The sequence below is a fragment of the Polaribacter vadi genome, assembly GCF_018861005.1.
GTDB classification, from domain to species: Bacteria; Bacteroidota; Bacteroidia; order Flavobacteriales; family Flavobacteriaceae; genus Polaribacter; species Polaribacter vadi_A.
Genome location: NZ_JAHKQL010000004.1, coordinates 263,591 through 283,788 on the forward strand (window position 1 = coordinate 263,591; position 20,198 = coordinate 283,788).

General features: G+C 27.2%; 16 protein-coding genes. 3 read left to right on the top strand and 13 right to left on the bottom strand.

Translation table 11 applies throughout. From position 1 onward, the window contains the following. Positions 1-83: 83 nt before the first annotated feature. The 11 genes from KO506_RS03815 to KO506_RS17070 form a co-directional block, all read right to left on the bottom strand. Positions 84-806, bottom strand: coding sequence for a WecB/TagA/CpsF family glycosyltransferase (locus KO506_RS03815; protein WP_215993566.1), 723 nt, complete (start codon positions 804-806; stop codon positions 84-86). Continuing rightward, on the bottom strand, positions 784-1,986 hold the full coding sequence (locus KO506_RS03820; RefSeq protein WP_215993567.1) for a glycosyltransferase family 4 protein: 1,203 nt from the start codon (positions 1,984-1,986) through the stop codon (positions 784-786). Before KO506_RS03820 ends, KO506_RS03815 begins: the two co-directional genes overlap by 23 nt. Next, a complete protein-coding gene (locus KO506_RS03825; RefSeq protein WP_215993568.1) occupies positions 1,983-3,215 on the bottom strand; it encodes a glycosyltransferase family 4 protein in 1,233 nt (410 codons plus the stop codon). The genes KO506_RS03820 and KO506_RS03825 overlap by 4 nt, the downstream gene beginning before the upstream one ends. Continuing rightward, positions 3,208-4,212 carry a hypothetical protein gene (locus KO506_RS03830; protein ID WP_215993569.1) on the bottom strand — a complete coding sequence of 335 codons (1,005 nt, stop codon included), beginning with the start codon at positions 4,210-4,212 and terminating at the stop codon, positions 3,208-3,210. Before KO506_RS03830 ends, KO506_RS03825 begins: the two co-directional genes overlap by 8 nt. Next, positions 4,199-5,452 carry a hypothetical protein gene (locus tag KO506_RS03835; RefSeq protein WP_215993570.1) on the bottom strand — a complete coding sequence of 418 codons (1,254 nt, stop codon included), beginning with the start codon at positions 5,450-5,452 and terminating at the stop codon, positions 4,199-4,201. The genes KO506_RS03830 and KO506_RS03835 overlap by 14 nt, the downstream gene beginning before the upstream one ends. A gap of 5 nt (positions 5,453-5,457) precedes the next feature. Further along, positions 5,458-6,534 carry a glycosyltransferase family 4 protein gene (locus tag KO506_RS03840; protein WP_215993571.1) on the bottom strand — a complete coding sequence of 359 codons (1,077 nt, stop codon included), beginning with the start codon at positions 6,532-6,534 and terminating at the stop codon, positions 5,458-5,460. Further along, on the bottom strand, positions 6,531-7,805 hold the full coding sequence (locus tag KO506_RS03845) for a hypothetical protein (protein ID WP_215993572.1): 1,275 nt from the start codon (positions 7,803-7,805) through the stop codon (positions 6,531-6,533). Before KO506_RS03845 ends, KO506_RS03840 begins: the two co-directional genes overlap by 4 nt. After that, positions 7,802-9,121 carry a hypothetical protein gene (locus tag KO506_RS03850; protein WP_215993573.1) on the bottom strand — a complete coding sequence of 440 codons (1,320 nt, stop codon included), beginning with the start codon at positions 9,119-9,121 and terminating at the stop codon, positions 7,802-7,804. The genes KO506_RS03845 and KO506_RS03850 overlap by 4 nt, the downstream gene beginning before the upstream one ends. Positions 9,122-9,620: 499 nt before the next feature. Then, positions 9,621-10,511: an aldose 1-epimerase gene (locus tag KO506_RS03855; RefSeq protein WP_215993574.1), complete on the bottom strand. Its 891-nt coding sequence runs from the start codon at positions 10,509-10,511 to the stop codon at positions 9,621-9,623. 84 nt (positions 10,512-10,595) lie between these two features. Then, a complete protein-coding gene (locus KO506_RS17065) occupies positions 10,596-10,826 on the bottom strand; it encodes a hypothetical protein (RefSeq protein ID WP_252726773.1) in 231 nt (76 codons plus the stop codon). Positions 10,827-11,003: 177 nt separating this feature from the next. Further along, positions 11,004-11,156 (bottom strand): hypothetical protein, encoded by a 153-nt coding sequence (locus tag KO506_RS17070; RefSeq protein WP_252726774.1) that lies wholly within the window; start codon positions 11,154-11,156, stop codon positions 11,004-11,006. A gap of 269 nt (positions 11,157-11,425) precedes the next feature. On the opposite strand from KO506_RS17070, the gene KO506_RS03865 reads away from it, so the two are divergent. Continuing rightward, positions 11,426-12,517: a formylglycine-generating enzyme family protein gene (locus tag KO506_RS03865; RefSeq protein ID WP_215993575.1), complete on the top strand. Its 1,092-nt coding sequence runs from the start codon at positions 11,426-11,428 to the stop codon at positions 12,515-12,517. Positions 12,518-12,534: 17 nt separating this feature from the next. Here the strand turns inward: KO506_RS03865 and KO506_RS03870 are convergent, their stop codons facing one another. Both KO506_RS03870 and KO506_RS03875 read right to left on the bottom strand, forming a co-directional pair. Next, positions 12,535-13,590 carry an outer membrane beta-barrel protein gene (locus KO506_RS03870; protein WP_215993576.1) on the bottom strand — a complete coding sequence of 352 codons (1,056 nt, stop codon included), beginning with the start codon at positions 13,588-13,590 and terminating at the stop codon, positions 12,535-12,537. Positions 13,591-13,619: 29 nt separating this feature from the next. Continuing rightward, positions 13,620-15,290 carry a carboxypeptidase-like regulatory domain-containing protein gene (locus KO506_RS03875; RefSeq protein WP_215993577.1) on the bottom strand — a complete coding sequence of 557 codons (1,671 nt, stop codon included), beginning with the start codon at positions 15,288-15,290 and terminating at the stop codon, positions 13,620-13,622. Positions 15,291-15,648: 358 nt separating this feature from the next. Here KO506_RS03875 and KO506_RS03880 point away from each other — a divergent pair, with 358 nt between their 5' ends. Both KO506_RS03880 and KO506_RS03885 read left to right on the top strand, forming a co-directional pair. Further along, the gene (locus KO506_RS03880) at positions 15,649-16,950 is read left to right on the top strand and encodes a tyrosine-type recombinase/integrase (protein ID WP_215993578.1); all 1,302 of its coding nucleotides are present in this window, start codon (positions 15,649-15,651) and stop codon (positions 16,948-16,950) included. Positions 16,951-17,008: 58 nt separating this feature from the next. Further along, a complete protein-coding gene (locus KO506_RS03885; RefSeq protein WP_215993579.1) occupies positions 17,009-20,197 on the top strand; it encodes a type ISP restriction/modification enzyme in 3,189 nt (1,062 codons plus the stop codon). Position 20,198: the final 1 nt, after the last annotated feature.

A 20,198-nucleotide genomic window follows, 5' to 3' on the forward strand; every position in this document is an offset into this window, starting at 1 on the left:
ATACTATTTCTATAAAAAAACTACTAAAGCTTCTTTACTACATTATAAATATACAATAATTTTTAACATAGTTTAATTTTTTTTCAAAAACTTATATACTTTGATCTAAATAAGTACCATAAAAACATAGGTGTAGACACAAAATTTCTTCTCCATAACCTTTTTGGCTCTCTTAAAAGTCTTGGTAACCACTCTAAACCTAAATTTACCCAAAAAGAACTTGACCTTTTTACAGTACCTGCATAAAAATCAAAAACTGCACCTATAGATACTGTAATAGTAGCATTTAAATTGTCTTTGTTTATTGTTACCCATTTTTCTTGTTTAGGAGCTGTCATCCCTACAAATAAAACATCTGGATTAAAGCGATTTACTTCTTCAATCATTTTATTTGTATCTAATTTAGAAAACTCTGGTTTGTAAGGTGGTGAGTAACTATTTACTTTTATATTGGGGTATTCTTTCGCTATTCTTGCTTGTATTAACTGTAATGTTCTTGGTGCAGCACCTAAATAAAAAACACTTTTTTTATACTTGTTTGCATCTTCTAATAAATATTGATGAATATCTGCGCCTGCAATTTTTTTTATATTTTTTTTTCTCAAAAACTTAGCTGCTAAAACAATTCCTGAACCATCAGGTAATAAAATATCGCTATTTAATAGTGCTTTCTGAAAATATAAATCAGTTTTAGAAACACAATAAGAATGCGGATTTATAGTATTAATTATGGTTTTTTTATTTAAATTTATAGCACTTAAATCATCAGAAAAAATGTGATTATCAATAATTTTTAATAGGTTCATAATTTTTATAATTGGGGGTTATTATATTCTTTTGATATGCTTCTAATAACATATCAAAATAAAATTGTTTACTATAATTTTTAGTAACTTTTTGAAATCCGTTTTTTCCAAAAACTTCTAATTTTTCTTTATCAGTCCAAATAGATACAATCTTATCTGCTAAATCATTACTATTTTGTGGTTTAAATAGCAATCCATTGTAATTGTGTTCTACAATTTCTGGATAGCCAGCTAAATCTGGTGCTATAATTGGCAATTTATAAGCCATTGCTTCTGGAAAAACCATAGGAAAACCTTCGTAACAAATACTTGTATGTACTAATATTTTCGCTTTTTCATAAAAAGTTTTCATTTCATCTGCATTTAACATACCTTTTAAAATTACATTTTTAGGTATTTCTAATTCTTCTCTATAGCCAGGTCTCATTAAACCTGCTAAATGAAATGATATTTTAGGTAATTTTTTAGCTGCTGCTAATAAAATTGGCAACCCTTTTTCTGGACTAATTCTACCAGCAAATGCTATATAGTTTTTATCAGAAATATCGTAATTTTTATCTTCTAATTTCTTATTAAAAAAATTAGGAATCACTAAACATTTACTTTCATCAAAACCATTTTGCACCAACTTTTCTTTTTGAAAAGAAGTTAAACACAAATAACTATCTATATAATTCTCGTATTTTTTTGTAATTCTAGACCATAAATTACGCAAAGCGTAACCTGAACTTTTTAATATAGATCCTTCACAATTATTTATAATACTATTCAATTCTCTTTTAGGGCCTGTACATTTTTCGCAAACTGCTCCTTTTGTAAAGAATAATCCATTTGGGCAAAGCAATCTATAATTATGAATTGTCATTACAATTGGCACTCCCATTTTTTTTATTACTGGTAAAATAGCAGGAGAAATAATTGGATATAAATTATGAACATGAGCTAAATCTGGATTTTCATCTTTAATTATTTGGGTAATATCTGCTATGGCTTTGCTGTTTTTTAATCCTAAGAAAAAAGCTTTTGCTTTACCTAGAGGCATGGTTTCTAATTCTTCGCTACTTCTAAAATAAGTTACAACTTTATGCCCATTTTCTTCTAATAATTTTATTTGAGCATAAACCACAGACTCTTCTCCACTGTGTTTACCATATTTGTTATGTATCATTAAAATTTTCATACTACCAATTTTTGATAAACTTCATTTAACTGATCAATTTTACTATCCCAAGAAAAATCTTTTGCTCTTTTTAAAGCTCCTTCTGAAAGTGATACTCTATAACTCTCATTTTCATATAACTTTTCTAATGCATTTTTAAAATTGATGTAAATGTTATTTGGATTATCTACAGGAATTTTAATTCCACAAGTATCATCAACCACAAAAGAAAAACCACAATGATCTAAAGTAACCACTGGTAAACCTAAAGAAATACCTTCTATAATTACAGATGACGTTAAATCTTTTAAACTTGTTATTGCTAAACAATGCCCGTTTTTCATGATTTGTAGGGCTTCACTTTTATCTAGCCAACCATACCAAAAACAATTTTTATTTATATCTAATTTCTTAGATAATTGTTGCCATTTTTTGGTTTCTTTTCCAACTCCTAAAATGTGTAATTCCCAAGAAATTTCTTTATTTAATAGCACTAAACTTTTTAATAAAAGATGTAAAGCTTTACCTGATGTGTGTTGCCCAGACCAAACAATTTTTAATGGTTTGTTATGATCTCTTTTCGTAATATTTTTTTCTGATAATTCTACTGCACCAACTTCTGGAATTACAACAGCATCACTATTCCATAATTTCTTAATCGATTTTTTAATATCTGGTGTAGCTGCAATTAAACTAGATTTTTTATGATTTGCTGCCAACTTTGGTCTTGTAAAAAAACTTCTTTGATAACTGTTAATGATATTTCTACCACCATAAAATATTTTACCATAAAAACTGAATAAAGAAAACAATTTCCATGGTATATTTTCTGTACCTCCTATTGGCCCCCAAACAAATGGTATATCCATTTTCCATAAAAACCCAGGTTCTCTATAACCCACCATATTTAATTGATGAACTGCATCAAAATTATGCTTCTTTTCTAATTTCTTTGCTAAATTATAAGCCTCTTTTTGCCAAATTTTATAAAACCAATAATAAGAAGGTGGCCAAATTTTACGTAATAAACGATTCCTTTTTTTATGAATAAAATAGAACTTTAAATTCTCATTTTTATACTGTTCTAAATAAACTTCTATGTCTTTTTGCCATTTTTCTTTTTCAACAATTACATGCACTTCATGCTGCTTACTTAATCCTAAAACAAAACTCCAACCCATACCTGGTTCTGACCCTCTTTTAGGACTACAAGCATAACAAGAAATTAATATTTTTAATTTTTTAGGCATTGATAAAGTTTAACATTTGTTTTTCAAAATCTGCTGATTTCTTTTGTTGAGAAGCGCTCATAATCTCTTTTAAAAGAAACAAAGACAGTATTTCTTTTATTTCTTTAATATTTATTTTCTCTGATATGTGTTGATATAATTCTTCTTCATTTTTACCCTTTAGCAATCTACCAACTTGAAAATGGTATTTTATTATATCTAAATATTCTAAACCTCTTTCTGCAAAATATTCAAAATCGAAAGCAGCTAAACCTTCTTTTGTTTTTACAATATTCCAAGGAGCAAAATCACCATGCTCATAAACTTCATGATAATATTCTGTAGATGATTTAACAACACTCTCTAAAATTTGTAATTCTAAAATTAAATTTTGTTCATTAAGATAGTTTCTAATTTCTAAAACTCTAGGTTGTTCTTTTAATTTTAAACGCACTTCTTTTTTAAAAGATTCTACTAATTTTAAAACTTCATTGTCAGGAATATTTGCAATATTACCTTGTAATTCTGGCAATATAAAAAACGGAGTTCCTTTAAACTCAAAGCTTTTCATTTGTAAATTAAGTACTCCTTTTTCTGATAAAACTTCTATGGCTTTAATTTCGTTTTTAATGTTTTTTAAACCTAATTTATCTATAGGGTATTTTACATAACCAAAAATTAAACCTTCTGATTGTAGCTGAATTACAACTTTATCTTTTAAAGTAGCATTGTAAATTGAGGCTGTAAATTTAATCTGAAACTTATCATTTAAAAACTTAATAAATTCAGAGTTTTCGTTTTTATCTAAATCAAAAATTGTTGTTAGAATTGTATTAAAATTGATAAAAGAAAAACGAACTATTTTTTTAAACAACTTAGCTTTTAATGAAAATGGATTGTAAATTTTAACCGAATTTTTAGCCATAGTTTTATTACCAACTGCTAAAATTACCTTCGGATTTTTGCGGTTAGGAATACTCAAATAAGTATCATCAGAAAAAAAACTAATACCTCTCATTCATCTTAGTCATTAAAATTCTTGAAACATTTTTAACAATTAAACTTGGTGATTCATTTACATCTATTTCAAAATATCTTTGATTATCAACTAAACTTCTGTACTTAAAAATCTGACTTTCTAACTCTGTAAAAGTTACTTCTTGTTTTCGTTGATAAATGGTTTTTGCATCTGTTACTAAAACAAAATATAAAGAAGGTTTTTTTATAAAAAGACGAAAAAATTTCGCCATATAATTTTTACCTCCATATCTATATCTTTTATTATCGGCTATTAAATCATCAAAATATCTATCAAAAATAATTAATGATGATTTTATTTTTAACGGGATAATATTTTTAAGCCAACCAGAATTATATTGACATAAAAAATAAAGTAATTTACTATACGATTTTAATTTATTATATGGCTTAAATTTATGCGGATCTGTTGTAACTCCGCCAACTTTATTCTTTGTATATACTGGTTTTAAATGAAAATAATCCGTTTTTCTAAATGGCAGAAAAGAACTTGTTAAACCATTAATAACTGTAGTTTTACCAGAACCATCTGGCCCTAAAAAAGCAATAGAAATACCTGTTGGATAACAAATTCTTTTTAAAATTCTTAGTTTATCTTTTAACCTATAACCAACAGTTACACTTCCTTTTTTTACATCATTAAGAATTTGATTTCTATAGGCTATTATTATTTTTAAATCATTATTTAAAAAAGCATCTTCTACTTTTTTACTGGTATTTTTAAGTTGATATTCTAATGTTTTAGTACAGTTAATTTTATCTTGAAGATATAATTCTCTTAAATATTCGAAAACGGTATTTGATAAATCTTTCTTTGTTAACTTCTTTAAGAAATAGTGAAAAAACTCTTGATGTTTTGCTAAAATTGAAATTTCTTTATAAAAGCTTCTATTTTTAAATATTTCATTTTCTGTAAAGTATTCGCAGTTGTTTTTATGCAGTTTTCCGTAAATATCTAGATTAAGAATTTTTTGTGTTTTGTTACTATATAAAAAGATGTTTTTGGCATACACTTCTTGATGATAAATTTGAACAATCTTAAAGTCTTCTTTATCACAAAAGTCTTTAATAATTGTTTCTATCTTTAAAAAATTACTCTTGGTAAATAGAATATCTACATCACTTTCTGATGACAAATTTGTAAACAAATCTTTATAGCCATTTGTAATTACATAGCTTAAATTTCTGTTTGTTAAATATTTTAAAAATGTGTGTATCATTTATTTTATAATTTTTGATAAAACAAATTATAATTATTCACAAAGTTTTTTACTGAAAAATCTTGCTCTGCTTTTATTCTTGCATTTTTTGCTATTTTATTTGCTAAATCTTTATTCTTTTTCAACTCTAAAATAGCTTTTTGCCAATCTTCAGCTTTAAAAGGGTTTACTAAAAAACCTGTTTTTTTATGTTCTACAATTTCTGGTAGAGCACCAGAATTAGAAACGATTACTGGTTTTTCTGCCATCATTGCCTCTACTACAGATAAACCAAAACCTTCTATATAACAAGGGTGTACTATAACATCAGCATTTGCTAACAGGTTGCCAATTGCTTTTTGTCTTCCTAAAAAATGAACTCTATTTTCAATTTTATGAGCTTTTACTTTTGCTTCTAATTCTTTTTTATGAACACCATCACCTGCAATAAAAAGATGAATATCTTGTTGCTTATTAATTGATAAAAGCTGCATCATATCAATTAAAACATCAATATTTTTTATATTGATTAAACTAGAAACGCTTAATAATGAAAAGTTGTTTTCTTTATTAATTGCCAAAGTTTCATCTACTTTTAATTTGTCTGTACCATTATAAATTATAAGTGTTTCTGATTGTTTTAATTGCGGAAAAACTTTTTCTTTTTCTGTTTTTACATATTTAGAAATGTATATAAAAGCATCTACTTTTTTATAGATTAGTTTTTGAATATTTCTTTTTATAAAACCTGCAGACATTGCACCTTCAAAAGTTACAATTAGTTTAATATTCGGCTTTAAGGCTTTTAAAATTCCGCCTAAAAGTTCACCAAAAAAAAATTGAGTTTGTATAATTTCTATATTATTTTCATCAATAATATTAATTAACTTTTTTATGTGTTTTAGCAGATTTCTACCATAATTACCTTCAAAAATCTTTTCTGTTATGTTTTTAAAACCATCTTTGAATTCATTACTATAGGCTGTAGACCAAACATATAAGAAACTATTATTATTAGAATGCTCTATTAAATCGAAAGTTTTTTTTGGAGTGCCAGAAAACCTGTTGTAGGAAGACAATATGTAGAGGATATTTTTTCTCATACCAATTCTAATTTATCATCTTCTAACTTTAAATCTTGATACATAATTATAATGTACATAGCAATTGCACCAGGAATTATACCATGCGAAAATGTATAAACAGACCACGTATAATTTACAAATAGGTATTGAATTAAATAGAAAGACATTGCTAAAGTGATGTGATTTCTGAACTTTCTGAAAAAGCCAAACAGAAAAAATCGGTTTAAAACTGCCAACATTATTCCTGTACCTAAATAGCCAAACTTTATTAATAAATCTACATAACCAGAATCTATTACTGTAAAACGTTCCATAAATGCACTTGTACCACTCAGTTTAAATTGATTCATTAAACTTGAGGATTGGTGTATAAAACCATAGCCAAATGTTTTCTGATCATTTATAGCATCCCATCTAAATTTGTTATATAAATCTCTTGTACTTAATGCTAAATCTTCACTAAAAACTACTGCTCTTACTTTATCTACAATACCATCATACAAACCATTAATAAAAATTAATGCTAATGAAATGCAAAAAAAACCAATGCTTAATAGTTTTGCAATTTTTGTTCTTTTAAATCTTAAATCTTCACCAAATGCAAATAAGTATAAAATTGCACCTAACAAAGTCATTACTGTTAATGCTGAATGTTCTGCTAAAATTAAACCTAAAAAAAGAAAAGCAGTTAAACCATATTTTTTATATGATTTCTCTTCTTCAATCTTAATTTCAATTAAATAGAGAAAAATAGCTAAACTTATATACGTAGGAAAAAAAGTTCTAACATGAAAACCACCATCATAAAAAGGAGGAATTATAGCAGGAAACACAAATAACAACAAGTAGTTCACTGTAAAATAAACACTTACACCTTTTATGAATTTTATTAAAAGTTTTAAATCTATATTATCATAATAGACAAATAAGTAAATAAAAATAGCGTAAAACCAAGTATCTTTACTTGCAATAACTGCTTGTTTTACAGAAGAATAATCATTAATAATTGGCCTTGCAATTCCATAAATTAATAAGGCAGCTATTAGAATAATAATTGTGATGCTATTTTTAGGAAGTTCTACCCAATTTTTCTTAAAAAATATACCAAATATTGCCATCAAATTCAAACCAAAATAACCAACTTCAATTCCGCCAACAATAAAAGTTGCAGGATCTATGTAACCCAAAAATTTAGTAGATGCCAAAATATAAAACAATACAAAAGACATTGGTCTGTTTGCGGCTAACAGAAAAGCAAAACCATAAAAACCAAGTAGTAAAACTATCATACACTTATTTGTTTTTGTTTTGAATTCTCTATTATAAATGCACAAAAAATAACCAAAGCATTTATAATTAAACTGATACCATAAGCATAAATAAATCTATAAATAATTTCTACATCACTTAAAATAAAAAAGAAAATAACAGAGGTTATTGGTACTGTTAGCTTCATTAAAAATGCTTTTTGTAATTGATTATCGCCTAAGAAATATCTGTAAAAAACCTCTACTACAGCTACACTACCTAAAGATATTAATAATACATAAATAAGATCGTAAAGCACATCTAAATTACTTACAGACAAGCGTAAATAAGACAAAATTATTTCTCCAAAGAAATGATAACCTGCTAAAACAACTAAGTAAACTACTAAAGAAATATAAAAAATATTAAATGCTATTTTAGACATTTCTTTAGCTTTTTCTTTTATCATTTTAGAAAAAACAGCAAACATTGGCACTGATAATGATACAATTAAACTATTTGCCAACATTGCAACTTTAAAAGAAAGATCAAAAATTGCATATAAACCAACATCTGCAACCATTAAAATAAATAAATACCTCATTACTGGCATTATTACACTGTTAATTATACCTAAGTTTAAAAAACGAAATGAGCATTTTAAAACAAATTTTATATGTGATTTATCTACTTTTACCAATTTAACATTGGTTTTTGTTTTTATAAAAAACACATAAAACACAAAAAGACAAACAGTTATAACTAAAGGCGTTATAATATAAACAGAAACATTATCAGTAAAAAAACTTAACGAATAAATAGTAATATATAATACTGGCGTAAATAAAGCTAAACTAAAGTTTACTATATGCATAAAATAATTTGCTTCTAAAATAGATTTACAAATATTATTTAAAAGCATAAAAACTAGAATTAGAAAACTGGTTACTAACAGCCAATATTTTTCTGAATCGTTAAGATTTATATTTTTCCCTAAGAAATCTACACCTAAATAATTTAAAAACACAAAACCAATACTAACAATAGTTATAATTGTTATATTTATATAAATTGCTGATGTAACTACCTGATTTGAAGTTATTTTATCATTACCACTTAACAAAACTATTGCTTGAGATAAACCTAGATCCATTAAACTAGAAACACCACTAAATAAAAGTGTAAGACTTATAATACCATATAAATCTAACCCAACTTTTTGGATAATTATTGGTAATAAAAGCAACGTAACAGATGATACTGTTAAGATTTTTCCAACAGACGCAAATACGTTCTTTTTTAAGTAATGTTTTATGTTCATAAAATTACCTGACTTTACAACTAAAAATGCCTCCATTTTCAGTTATAATAGGTAATTTTTCAAATTGCAACTTTGTTGATGTTCTAAAGAAATCATCCATCAAAAATTCTAAATTATATGTAAAAAAATTAGTATCATTATAAAATGACATCTTTTTTAATAATAAAATAAAATTAGATTGCGTTTGTAAAAAAAAGCTTTTACAAATTGTTATTGAAAGAATATTACTAAATATAAAATTCATTTGGGGGAATTAGTAATTAAAGAGTAAATATATAAATTTTTCTTAAACTTTCACTAATTCCCTTAAATAATTTGCAATACTTAGAGTTTTATATTAATAATCTTAACTACTATGTCTGCTATTATGATAGTAATCTTACAAACTTGTATCTTGCATTATTTTACTTTCTTAATGTTTTTTTTAGAAGTTTAATTTACCAAATACGTTACTTCATCTCTTGCAATTAAATTAATTGTACAACGTACATAAAACCACAATTCATCCTTCTTTTTCTTAAAATATTTTTTGTTTTTAGTTAATAATTTTTAAGTTCCAGTTAATAGAGTGTGTTCTACCTGATTCTAAAACTTGTAAACCTATTTTATTATTAAAAGAGTTAGAAATACCTGTAGTTGGTTCTATTGCAATTACTGGTATATCTTTTGGCTTATACAATTGTAAAAAATTATTTGCAGACCTTTGAGACATTTCTACTTTATAATCTGGTGTTGTAAATTGAATAATGTTATCATTTAAAACAAAACAATCATCTATTTGTTTAGTATCTATTTTAAAGGTTTCTGGTGTTTTTTCATCAAACACTTCTTTAGTTATTAAGTTTTCATCGAACTTAACTTTTTTATCACTTTTAAACGATAAATAACTAGTTTCAAAATCGCTACAATTAAAATATGGATGCCAACCTAAAGTAAAAGGAAAGGCTTTTTCATCAGTATTTTTAACTGTTACATTTATTTTTAAATAATCTTCGAAAAGTGTGTATGTGACAGAAAAAATGTAAGTAAAAGGGAACCCTTTATTTAACTCCTTTTCATAATAATTAAAAGTTGCAAAACAAGTTTTTTTGTGTTCTTCTGGCTCAAAAAGATTAAATTTTTTATTATAAACTAAACCATGTAAAGCACTTTTACCTGCATCATTACAGTCTAACTCTAGTTCTTGTCCTAGAAACTTATACTTACCCTCTTTAACCCTACTTGCAAAAGGAAATAAAATTGAGGAAGCATAAGAAGAAGCATAATCAAAATCTGGTTGTTCTTTTATTAAATAAACATCGTTAAATTTTAACTCTTGCAGTCTTGCTCCTTGGTCTAAGCAAATTTTTGCTGTTGTGGTTCTTGTTGAGTTTTGTAATTCTATAAAACTCATTCCGTTTTCTGTAATGGTATTGATTTTAAACACTTTTAAATAGATTTTATTAAGATTAAACTAATAGGATTTTCATTTTTTACTTATTCTTTATTCAATATCATTTCTGCTAATCTATTACCCAATAAAGTTCGTAGTAATTGTGGTTATACCATATTTTACTATTAGTTTTAATAAATTATTATTCACAGAAATAACACCAATATCATTTGCTAAAGTTATTTTTTTTTCTTGATTTTTTTCATGATTATTATCATCTAAAACAATATAAACCCCACCTTCTTCTGGCATTCTATTTTTAAAAGACACTATTACTATTGATGTTATACTATACTGATTACAAGGCAATTGAAATCTTTTAAAATATCTTTAGTTGCTTTTCTTCAGAACATAGTAAAGTTACTTTTTTTGTAATTCACAATATTGATTAACATTAAGGGAAAATCTTTAAAAATATCTTTATTAAAGTGATGAAAAAAATCTACTTGTATATTGTCTTCTAATCTTTGTAAAAAAGAATTAAGTTCATCTAAAAGTAAAAATATTTTCTGGAAAAACATAATAAACTTTATCAACTACAGAATGTATAATTCCTCTATTTTTTATCTGATTAAAGGCAGACAGAATAGTATCTCTAGAAAGCGACTGTTGATTATTAATTTTATCTAAAGATGGCAATCACAATCTTTAAAACACCAACATTAATAGCCTTTCTATAAAGGTTATTATTTGTTTGTATTTAGGATATCTGAACTGTTCTTTAGAAGGACAATAACCTAAACAAAATACTGCTCTGAACTAGTAGGTTCTTAAAAAAAATCATTAATTATCTATAAAATAAATGTTCTCTTAACCTTTTTTAACTAAAATAAGAGCTTGTATTTAAGAGTTAAAGCCAGATTAATTATTACTTTTATCAGCCAAAATAACATCAAAAAAATACGTAAATGATTCAATACTCTAAAAAAAGCTTTTTCTATATAACTACTATTTTTATTTCATTGACCTTATTAGTTACTAGTTGCAAAAATGAAGCTAAAAAATCTTCAAAAAACAAGGTTGAATCAGAAATAAAAACCCCAGAAAATATGATTTGGGTAGAGAGCAAAACTTTTTTAAGAGGCGCAAAAGCTTCTGATAAATATGCTATGCCAAGAGAAAAGCCTGCTCATAAAGTTACTGTAGATGGTTTTTATATTGATGTAAATGAAGTAACCAATAAACAATATACTGCTTTTGTAAAAGCAACAGATTATATAACAGTTGCTGAGCGTAAAATTGATTGGGAAGAAATGAAAGCTCAATTGCCTCCAGGAACCCCAAAACCTCATGATTCTATTTTACAACCTGGTAGTTTAATTTTTAATAAGAACATAAACGCAGTTGCAAACATGAACAACTATCAACAATGGTGGACTTGGAAAATTGGAGCTAACTGGAAACATCCTTCAGGACCAAATTCTACTATTGAAGGTAAAGACAATTACCCTGTTGTACATATTGCTTTAGAAGATGCTTTAGCTTATTGTAAATGGGCAAACAGACGCTTACCTACAGAAGCTGAGTGGGAATCTGCTGCACAAGGAAACAACGAAAACACTATTTATACTTGGGGTAATGATTCATCAATCTTAAATTCAAATGCAAATACTTGGCAAGGTGTTTTTCCTACAAAAAATGAATCTAAAGATGGTTTTGAATTTATTTCTGCTACCAAATCTTACTCACCAAATAGTATTGGCTTGTATGATATGTTAGGTAATGTTTGGGAATTAACAAGCGATTTATTTAATGTAAATCATTATAAAGAGTTAGATATTTCTCAACCGCTTTTAAACCCAACAGGAGCTGAAAAATCTTACAGCCCCAGTAATCCTTATCAAGTAGAACATGTTATGAAAGGTGGTTCATTTTTATGTCACGAATCGTATTGTGCAAGCTTTAGAATATCAGCAAAAATGGGGGTTTCTACAGATTCTGGTTCAGACCATATGGGTTTTAGAACTGTTGTAACCCCAGAAATGTTAACATCAAAATAAATTATAATTAAGAAAGTCTAACTTCTTTTTTCTTTAGGCTTTCTTTTTCCATTATTTAACCTGTGGGTATAACTTAAAACTACATATCTCCCTAAACTCTGACCTATTGTTTCTTCAAAAAAATTATCTGTACTTCTTCTAAAAACATCTACGTTTTTATTTAACAAATCTATTAGTACCAGTTTTACAATATTGTTTTTTGGAGATAATGAGTAAGACATTGCTGCATTCCAAATAGGTAGTTCTTGATGAATATCAAATTTATCATCATTATAAATTATATAATCTAATTGAGTGTTTAAATTAAGTCTTTGGGTAACATCAACATCTACCATTCCAAAATATTTTTGGGTTGTAAATTTTCTATCTAAATCTTTTTCTATGGAAAAACTTGTATTATTTACGCCGTAAAAAACACCTGCTTTTAAATCTACTTTTCTCTTTCTTGTATTCTGAATTACGAAATTTGTAGAAATATCTTGAGATTCATTTTTATTTAAATTAAAATTGACAATCGAGTTTGTAGAATTGTAAAAAAATTGATTATTTAAATTAAAACGTATTCCTAATTTATTCAGTTTTTTAGAAAAACGAACTTGAGCATTTAAACGATGTCTTTCTCCATTATTTTGATAGCTACTTGTTCTAATATAAGCATCGTCTATAGCATAACTTCTAATAATTGCATCCGTAGAATAATTGTATTGTAATTTTGTATTAAAATTCATTGTTAAATTTGCACTGTTTACATTGTAAAAAGAAACAAATGAATGTACTTTTTCTGGCTGTAAATCTACATTACCTGTTCTAATAAAATACGGGCTTAAATCGTTTATAAACGGATTGGTTTCACGTAGTCTTTGAGCTCTAATTATATTCTTATAAGTAAATCTTAACTTTTCTCCTCTTTTTGGTTTGTATTGAAAGAGAAAAGAAGGAGTTATATACAATTTCTCTTTTATATAAATCTGATCAATTTCTTGCCCAAACTCTCTTCTTAAATTATACAACTCCATTGTTGTAGAAATATTTATTTTAGACGTATTGTAACTATGAAATAATTTAGAACGCATTATATTCTGAAAAAATGCATAATCGAACTTTAAAAATCTTCTTCTGTTGTAGTTTTAATAGTTGTTCTAGATTGATCTGTACTTTCATCAGCTTTATAAAAACTAGCATTAACCTCAGCATTTAAATAATGATTACCACCTAATGGTTCTGTGTATTTAAACCTTAAATTAAAATTATTAGAGTTGCTTATCTCATCTCTTAACGCAATTATTTCTTGATAAGTAGGTGTATTTGTATTAATATTTCTGGTGATAAAAGTGTGCTGATCCTTTTCTTTATCGTAATTATTTACACCCCAATTAAAACCTGTATTAAAACTTCTTCCTTTTTTTAGCAAACGTCTGTAAAAGTTAAAATTTAAATTTCCGAACTTTTTAAAAGTGGTATTTTTAGATAGTTGATTGTTTTCTGTTACAATCTCTTGATTTTCATTTTCATAAATTCCTTTTCTATCTAAATTATTCGTTCTATTATCAGTATAAAATCGACCACGTAATTTTATCGTAAAAGTTTTGTTGGATTTGTTTTCGTAATTAAAATTAAAATTATGATTGTTTGTTGTATTTAAATAATCGTTAATAGAATTAAAATCAAAGTTGTTGGTATTCGTAAAATTAATTCTGTTGGTTTCTGAAATACCTCTATTTTCGGATGCATTATAAAAATAATCTGCATTTAAAGACTCTTTCTTTTTTAACTCTCTACCATAATGCACACCAGTAACTTTGGTTTCTAAAAAACCACTTAAACTCTTCTGTTTTAAATTAAAACTACCATTAGTATCATCTTCTGATTCATCTGCAACCCCATCTGCATTCTCTAAAAAACCTTTAATATTAGAGCCTGTAATATTAATATTATTAAATTTACCAATTACAGAAAGTTGCGTTTTAGAATTAAATTGATTGTAATTTAGATTACCAAAATAACGATTATCTAAACCTAAACCTGCTGATACTTTTCCAAAACCACGATTTTTTTTCGTCTTCTTTAAAGTAAAATTAATTACTATTTGTTTGTTACCATCGCTAACACCTGTAAGTTCTGCTTCATCACTTTTTTTGTCAATTACCTCTACTTTTGCAATTGCATCTGCAGAAATATTTTTTAATACGATGGATGGATCACCACCAAAAAATTCTTTACCATCAATCATAATTTTGGTTACAGCATTTCCTTGCGATATTATTTTACCATCCTCAATTTCTATACCTGGTAGTTTTCCTAATAAACCTTCAATATTATCATCATGATTTACTTTAAAAGAATTGGCATTATAACTAACTGTATCTTTTTTTATTTGAATAGGAACAACTGCTGCAATTACAATTTCATCTAAACTACTTACATCATCTTCTAAGATTATGGTTTTTAAATCAATTAAACTATTATTATAAACCAACTTTTTTGAATACTGGATAAAGCCTAATAAATTAAGCTGAATTATAACCCTATCTTTTGGCACATCTTGTAAATGAAAGAACCCTTTTAGATCTGTTGTAGTATAACTTAAAAAAGTAGAATCTTTAGAGCTTAAAACAGCTACAGAAGCCATTTCTAAAGGTGTTTTTTGATTATCTACAACAACACCTTTAATTCCGCTATTTTGCGCTTGAAAAGCTATTGAAAAACTTACAAAACTTATTAAAAGTAAATGTTTAATTATATATCGATTTAAAAATAATTTCTTGCATTTCATATTGAAACAAAGTTTCTCAAAAAATAAAGAATTTTAAATAAACATTTAACTTATTTCTGCATCATTTTACCTAAATTTTAAAATAAATGATTCTAAACTTAGAACTTTACGAACTTAATATAAAAACAAAAAAAAAGCTCTTCAAAAAATGAAGAGCTTTTTGCGGTCTGGACGGGACTACAGTTTATATTTCCAATTATTCAACATTCCAACAATAACAAGCCAAAAACCTAATCATATTAACACTTAACAAATAACTAAAAACAATAATATACAAACGAACACAAAATATGTTGCCACTTATGTTGCCACTCTTTAAAGAATAAACTACATTTACATAGACTTCAAAAAGAAAAAAATGGCAACTATCAATTTTAATTTAAAAGACCTTAAATCTAAAATAGAAACCCCTATAAACTATTACATAAGCATAAGCAGAGGCAATAGAATAAGAGGAGGTACTTCTTTTAGTATCATTCCTAAATATTGGAATGATGAAAAACAAGAAATTAGACCCATTGCAGAAATAACTAAAAAAAGAAAAGAGGTTAACAAATGGCTTAGAGAGTTTGAAAGTTTTGTTTTAGACACTATAGACGAACTAAAAGCCAAAAAACTAGAAAACGATACTATTAAAAACACCCTTAAAGAAGAAATAAAAAAATATCAAAATAAATCAAAACCTCAAAAAAAAGTAGATAACTCTTTTTATCCATTTTTAGAACGCTTTAAAGAGCAGTCTAAAGGCAGAATTATAGAAAAAACTGGTAAACCTATTTCTTTAAGAACTATTCAAGATTATCAAACGGTTTTAGACCATATTAAAGATTTTGAAACTAAAGAAAAATATAAAATTACATTTAACACCATCAACTTAGATTTTTACTATGCATTTAAAGACTATTTAGAAGACAAAGACTATGCTTTAAATACTATTGGCAAATATTTTAAAGTGATTAAAGTATTTATGAATGAAGCCACAGAAAGAGGCGTAAACATAAACTTATCATACAAATCTAAACACTTTGTAAAACCTACTGAAAAATCAGAACAAATTTACCTCAACGAAAAAGAACTTAAAGACATTATAAAACTAGACTTATCAGAAAACGAACAACTAGACAATGCCAGAGACTTATTTATTATAGGTGCATATACTGGTTTAAGAGTTTCAGATTTTAACGGTTTAACTAAAGACAATATTCACGAACATAAAGGAGTAAGAGTTTTTAGGTTATATCAACAAAAAACAAACACCTATTTACCCATTCCAATACACCCAGAAGTAGAAAAAATCCTTAAAAAAAGAAACGGAAACCCTCCAAACAAAATGCCAAATCAAAAAATTAATGATTGTCTAGAAATTATTGGAGGCAAAGCAAAAATAGACGAAATCATAACCACCAAAAAAACCAAAGGAGGCAAAGTAATTACTAAAATGACTGCTAAAAATGAGTTAATTAAAAACCATACTGCCAGACGTTCTTTTTGCACCAATGCCTATTTATCTGGAATGAACACTTTAGATATTATGGCAATTAGTGGACATCAATCAGAAAAAACCTTTTTAAATTATATTAAAGTCTCTAAAGATGAAAGAGCCATAAAGATTGCAGAAAGTGCCTTTTTTAAACCAAAATCAAGTTTAAAAGTTGTCTAAAACATAGGTTATCTGTTTTACTTTTGTACTTTTAAAGCTACAAATTGAAAAAGAACAAATGACAATAGATAGCTATATTGACAACCTCAACCAACGTTATACTTTAGGCAATGCCACAGAACACACCTTTAGAGGAGACTTACAACAACTTCTAGAAACGCTTTTACCAGAAGTAAGAGCCACCAACGAACCAAAACGACAAAAATGTGGCGCACCAGATTATATACTTACTAAAAAAGATATTCCTATTGGTTTTATTGAAGCCAAAGACATAGGCGACAAAGATTTAGAGGGTAAAAAGAGAACAGGAAACAAAGAACAGTTTACCAGATATAAAGCCAGTTTAACCAATCTTATTTTTACTGATTATATCGATTTTCACATCTATCAAGATGGCGAATTTATTACCAAAATAGCTATTGCAGAGGTTGTAGAAAATCAAATAAAACCACTACCCCAAAACTTTGCAACGTTTACCAATTTAATTAAAGATTTTGCCACCCATATAGGGCAAACCATAAAGAGTTCTAAACGTTTGGCAGAAATGATGGCAGGTAAAGCTCGTTTATTATCAGACGTTATAGAAAAGGCTTTAAATAGTGATGTAGAAAACCTAGAGAATAGTACACTTAGAGAGCAAATGATGGCTTTTAAAGAGATATTAATTCACGATATAACTCCCAAAGGTTTTGCAGATGTTTACGCTCAAACCATAGCTTATGGCTTATTTGCAGCACGTTTGCACGACCCTACTTTAGATACATTTACCAGACAAGAGGCATCAGAATTAATACCAAAATCGAACCCTTTTTTAAGAAAGTTATTTGGTTACATAGCAGGTGCAGACATAGACGACCGTATAAAATGGATAGTAGACAATTTAGCAGAAATCTTTTTGGCTTGTAATGTAGAAGACATTTTAAAAAACTACGGGAAATCTACAAAGATGGAAGACCCTATCATTCATTTTTACGAAACCTTTTTAGCAGAATACGACCCCAAACTTAGAAAAGCCAGAGGAGTATGGTACACCCCTGCTCCAGTTGTTAATTTTATTGTTAGAGCGGTTGACGATATTTTAAAAACCGAGTTTGGTTTACCACAGGGTTTGGCAGATAGCTCTAAAACCAAAGTAAGAGTAAAAACAGATATACCTAATAAGAATTTTAAAAGCGGATATAAAGAGGTTGACAAAGAATTTCATAAAGTACAAATACTAGACCCAGCCACAGGCACAGGAACGTTTTTAGCAGAGGTTATAAAGCACGTACATAAAAAATTTAAAGGACAAGAGGGTATTTGGAGCAGTTATGCAGAAAACAACTTGCTACCTCGTTTAAACGGTTTTGAGTTGTTAATGGCATCTTATGCAATGGCACACTTACAAATAGATTTACTATTAAAAGAAACAGGCTTTAAAGCCACCAGAAACCAACGTACAAAAATATATTTAACCAATAGCTTAGAAGAGTACCACCCAGACACAGGCACACTATTTGCCAATTGGTTAAGTAGTGAAGCAAACGAGGCAAACCATATTAAAAGAGATACACCAGTTATGTGTATTATTGGAAACCCTCCTTATGCAGTTAGCAGTACAAATAAAGGCGACTGGATACAAAATCTTTTAGTTGATTATAAGAAAAACCTCAATGAACGTAAAATAAATTTAGACGACGATTACATTAAATTTATACGTTATGGACAACATTATATAGAGAAAAACGGAACTGGAATTTTAGCCTATATTTCTAATAATAGTTTTATTGATGGTATAACGCATAGGCAAATGCGTAAAAACATTTTAGAAACTTTTGATAAGGTTTATATTTTAGATTTACACGGAAACGCAAAGAAAAAAGAAACTGCACCAGATGGAAGTGCAGACCAAAATGTATTTGATATTATGCAAGGAGTTTCTATAAACATCTTTGTAAAAACTGGTATAAAAAAGAAGAAAGAACTAGGACAAATTTTTCATTCTGAATTATTTGGTAAGAGAAATTCTAAATATGAAGATTTAAACAACTTAAAACCTAAAACGATTAAATGGGAAAAACTAGAAAATAAAAAGCCTTACTACTTTTTTGTACCTAAAGATTTTGAAGCAGAAGAAAAATACAATAAAGGACTGAAAGTTAATTATTTACTTAACCTAAATTCAAATGGAGTCGAAACCAAATGCGACGCTTTAGCTATCCAATTTCAAGAAAAGCAATTACAAAACATTATAAGTGATTTTCAAAATGAAACTGTAGAAAACTTAAAAGCAACTTATCCAGAAAAAAAAGATTCTAGTGGATGGACTTTTTTTAAGGCAAAAGAAAGTATTTTAAAAGATACATTTCAAAAGACTAAAATAAACTATCGCCCTTTTGATGTAAGAGAAACAATTATAACAAAGAAATCTGGAGGTTTTATTGGACGTTCAAGATTTGAAGTTATGCAACATTTATTACAACCAAATATTGGTTTAATAATACCTAGACAAACAACTCAAACATACAGGCATAATTTTATAACAAATAAAATAATCGAAGGAAATTTTACAGCAAGTGCAAAACTATTTGGAACAGGTTGCGTTTTTCCTTTATACCTTTACCCAGAAAAAACCAACCAACAAACCACAGAAGACACCCCAGAAAGAATACCAAACCTCAACTTAGAGATAGTAAAAGAGATTAGTAAAAAATTAGAATTAACCTTTACTAATGAGAAAGAGCAAACCTCAAACACCTTTGCTCCTATTGACATTTTAGATTATATCTATGCAGTATTGCACAGCCCTAGTTATAGAGAAAAATACAAAGAATTTTTAAAAATAGATTTTCCTAGAGTGCCATACCCAAAAGAACAAACTACTTTTTGGCAGTTGGTAAAATTAGGCAAAGAAATTAGAGAAGTCCATTTACTAGAAAGTGAAACCGTAGAAAATTACATAACCAGTTACCCAGAAACTGGAGACAATATAATTACTAGAAAATTAACCAAAACCGATATTGGTTACGAGCCTATTTCAGATACTTTAGGCAAAGTTTGGATAAATGATAATCAATATTTTAACAACGTGCCTTTAGTGGCTTGGGAGTTCTATATTGGAGGGTATCAACCTGCACAAAAATGGTTAAAAGATAGAAAAGGCAGAGAGTTAACTTTTGAAGACATTTTACACTATCAAAAAATAATTGTTGCCCTATCAGAAACAAATAGAATAATGCAAGAAATTGATAGTATTGAAATTGAGTAAT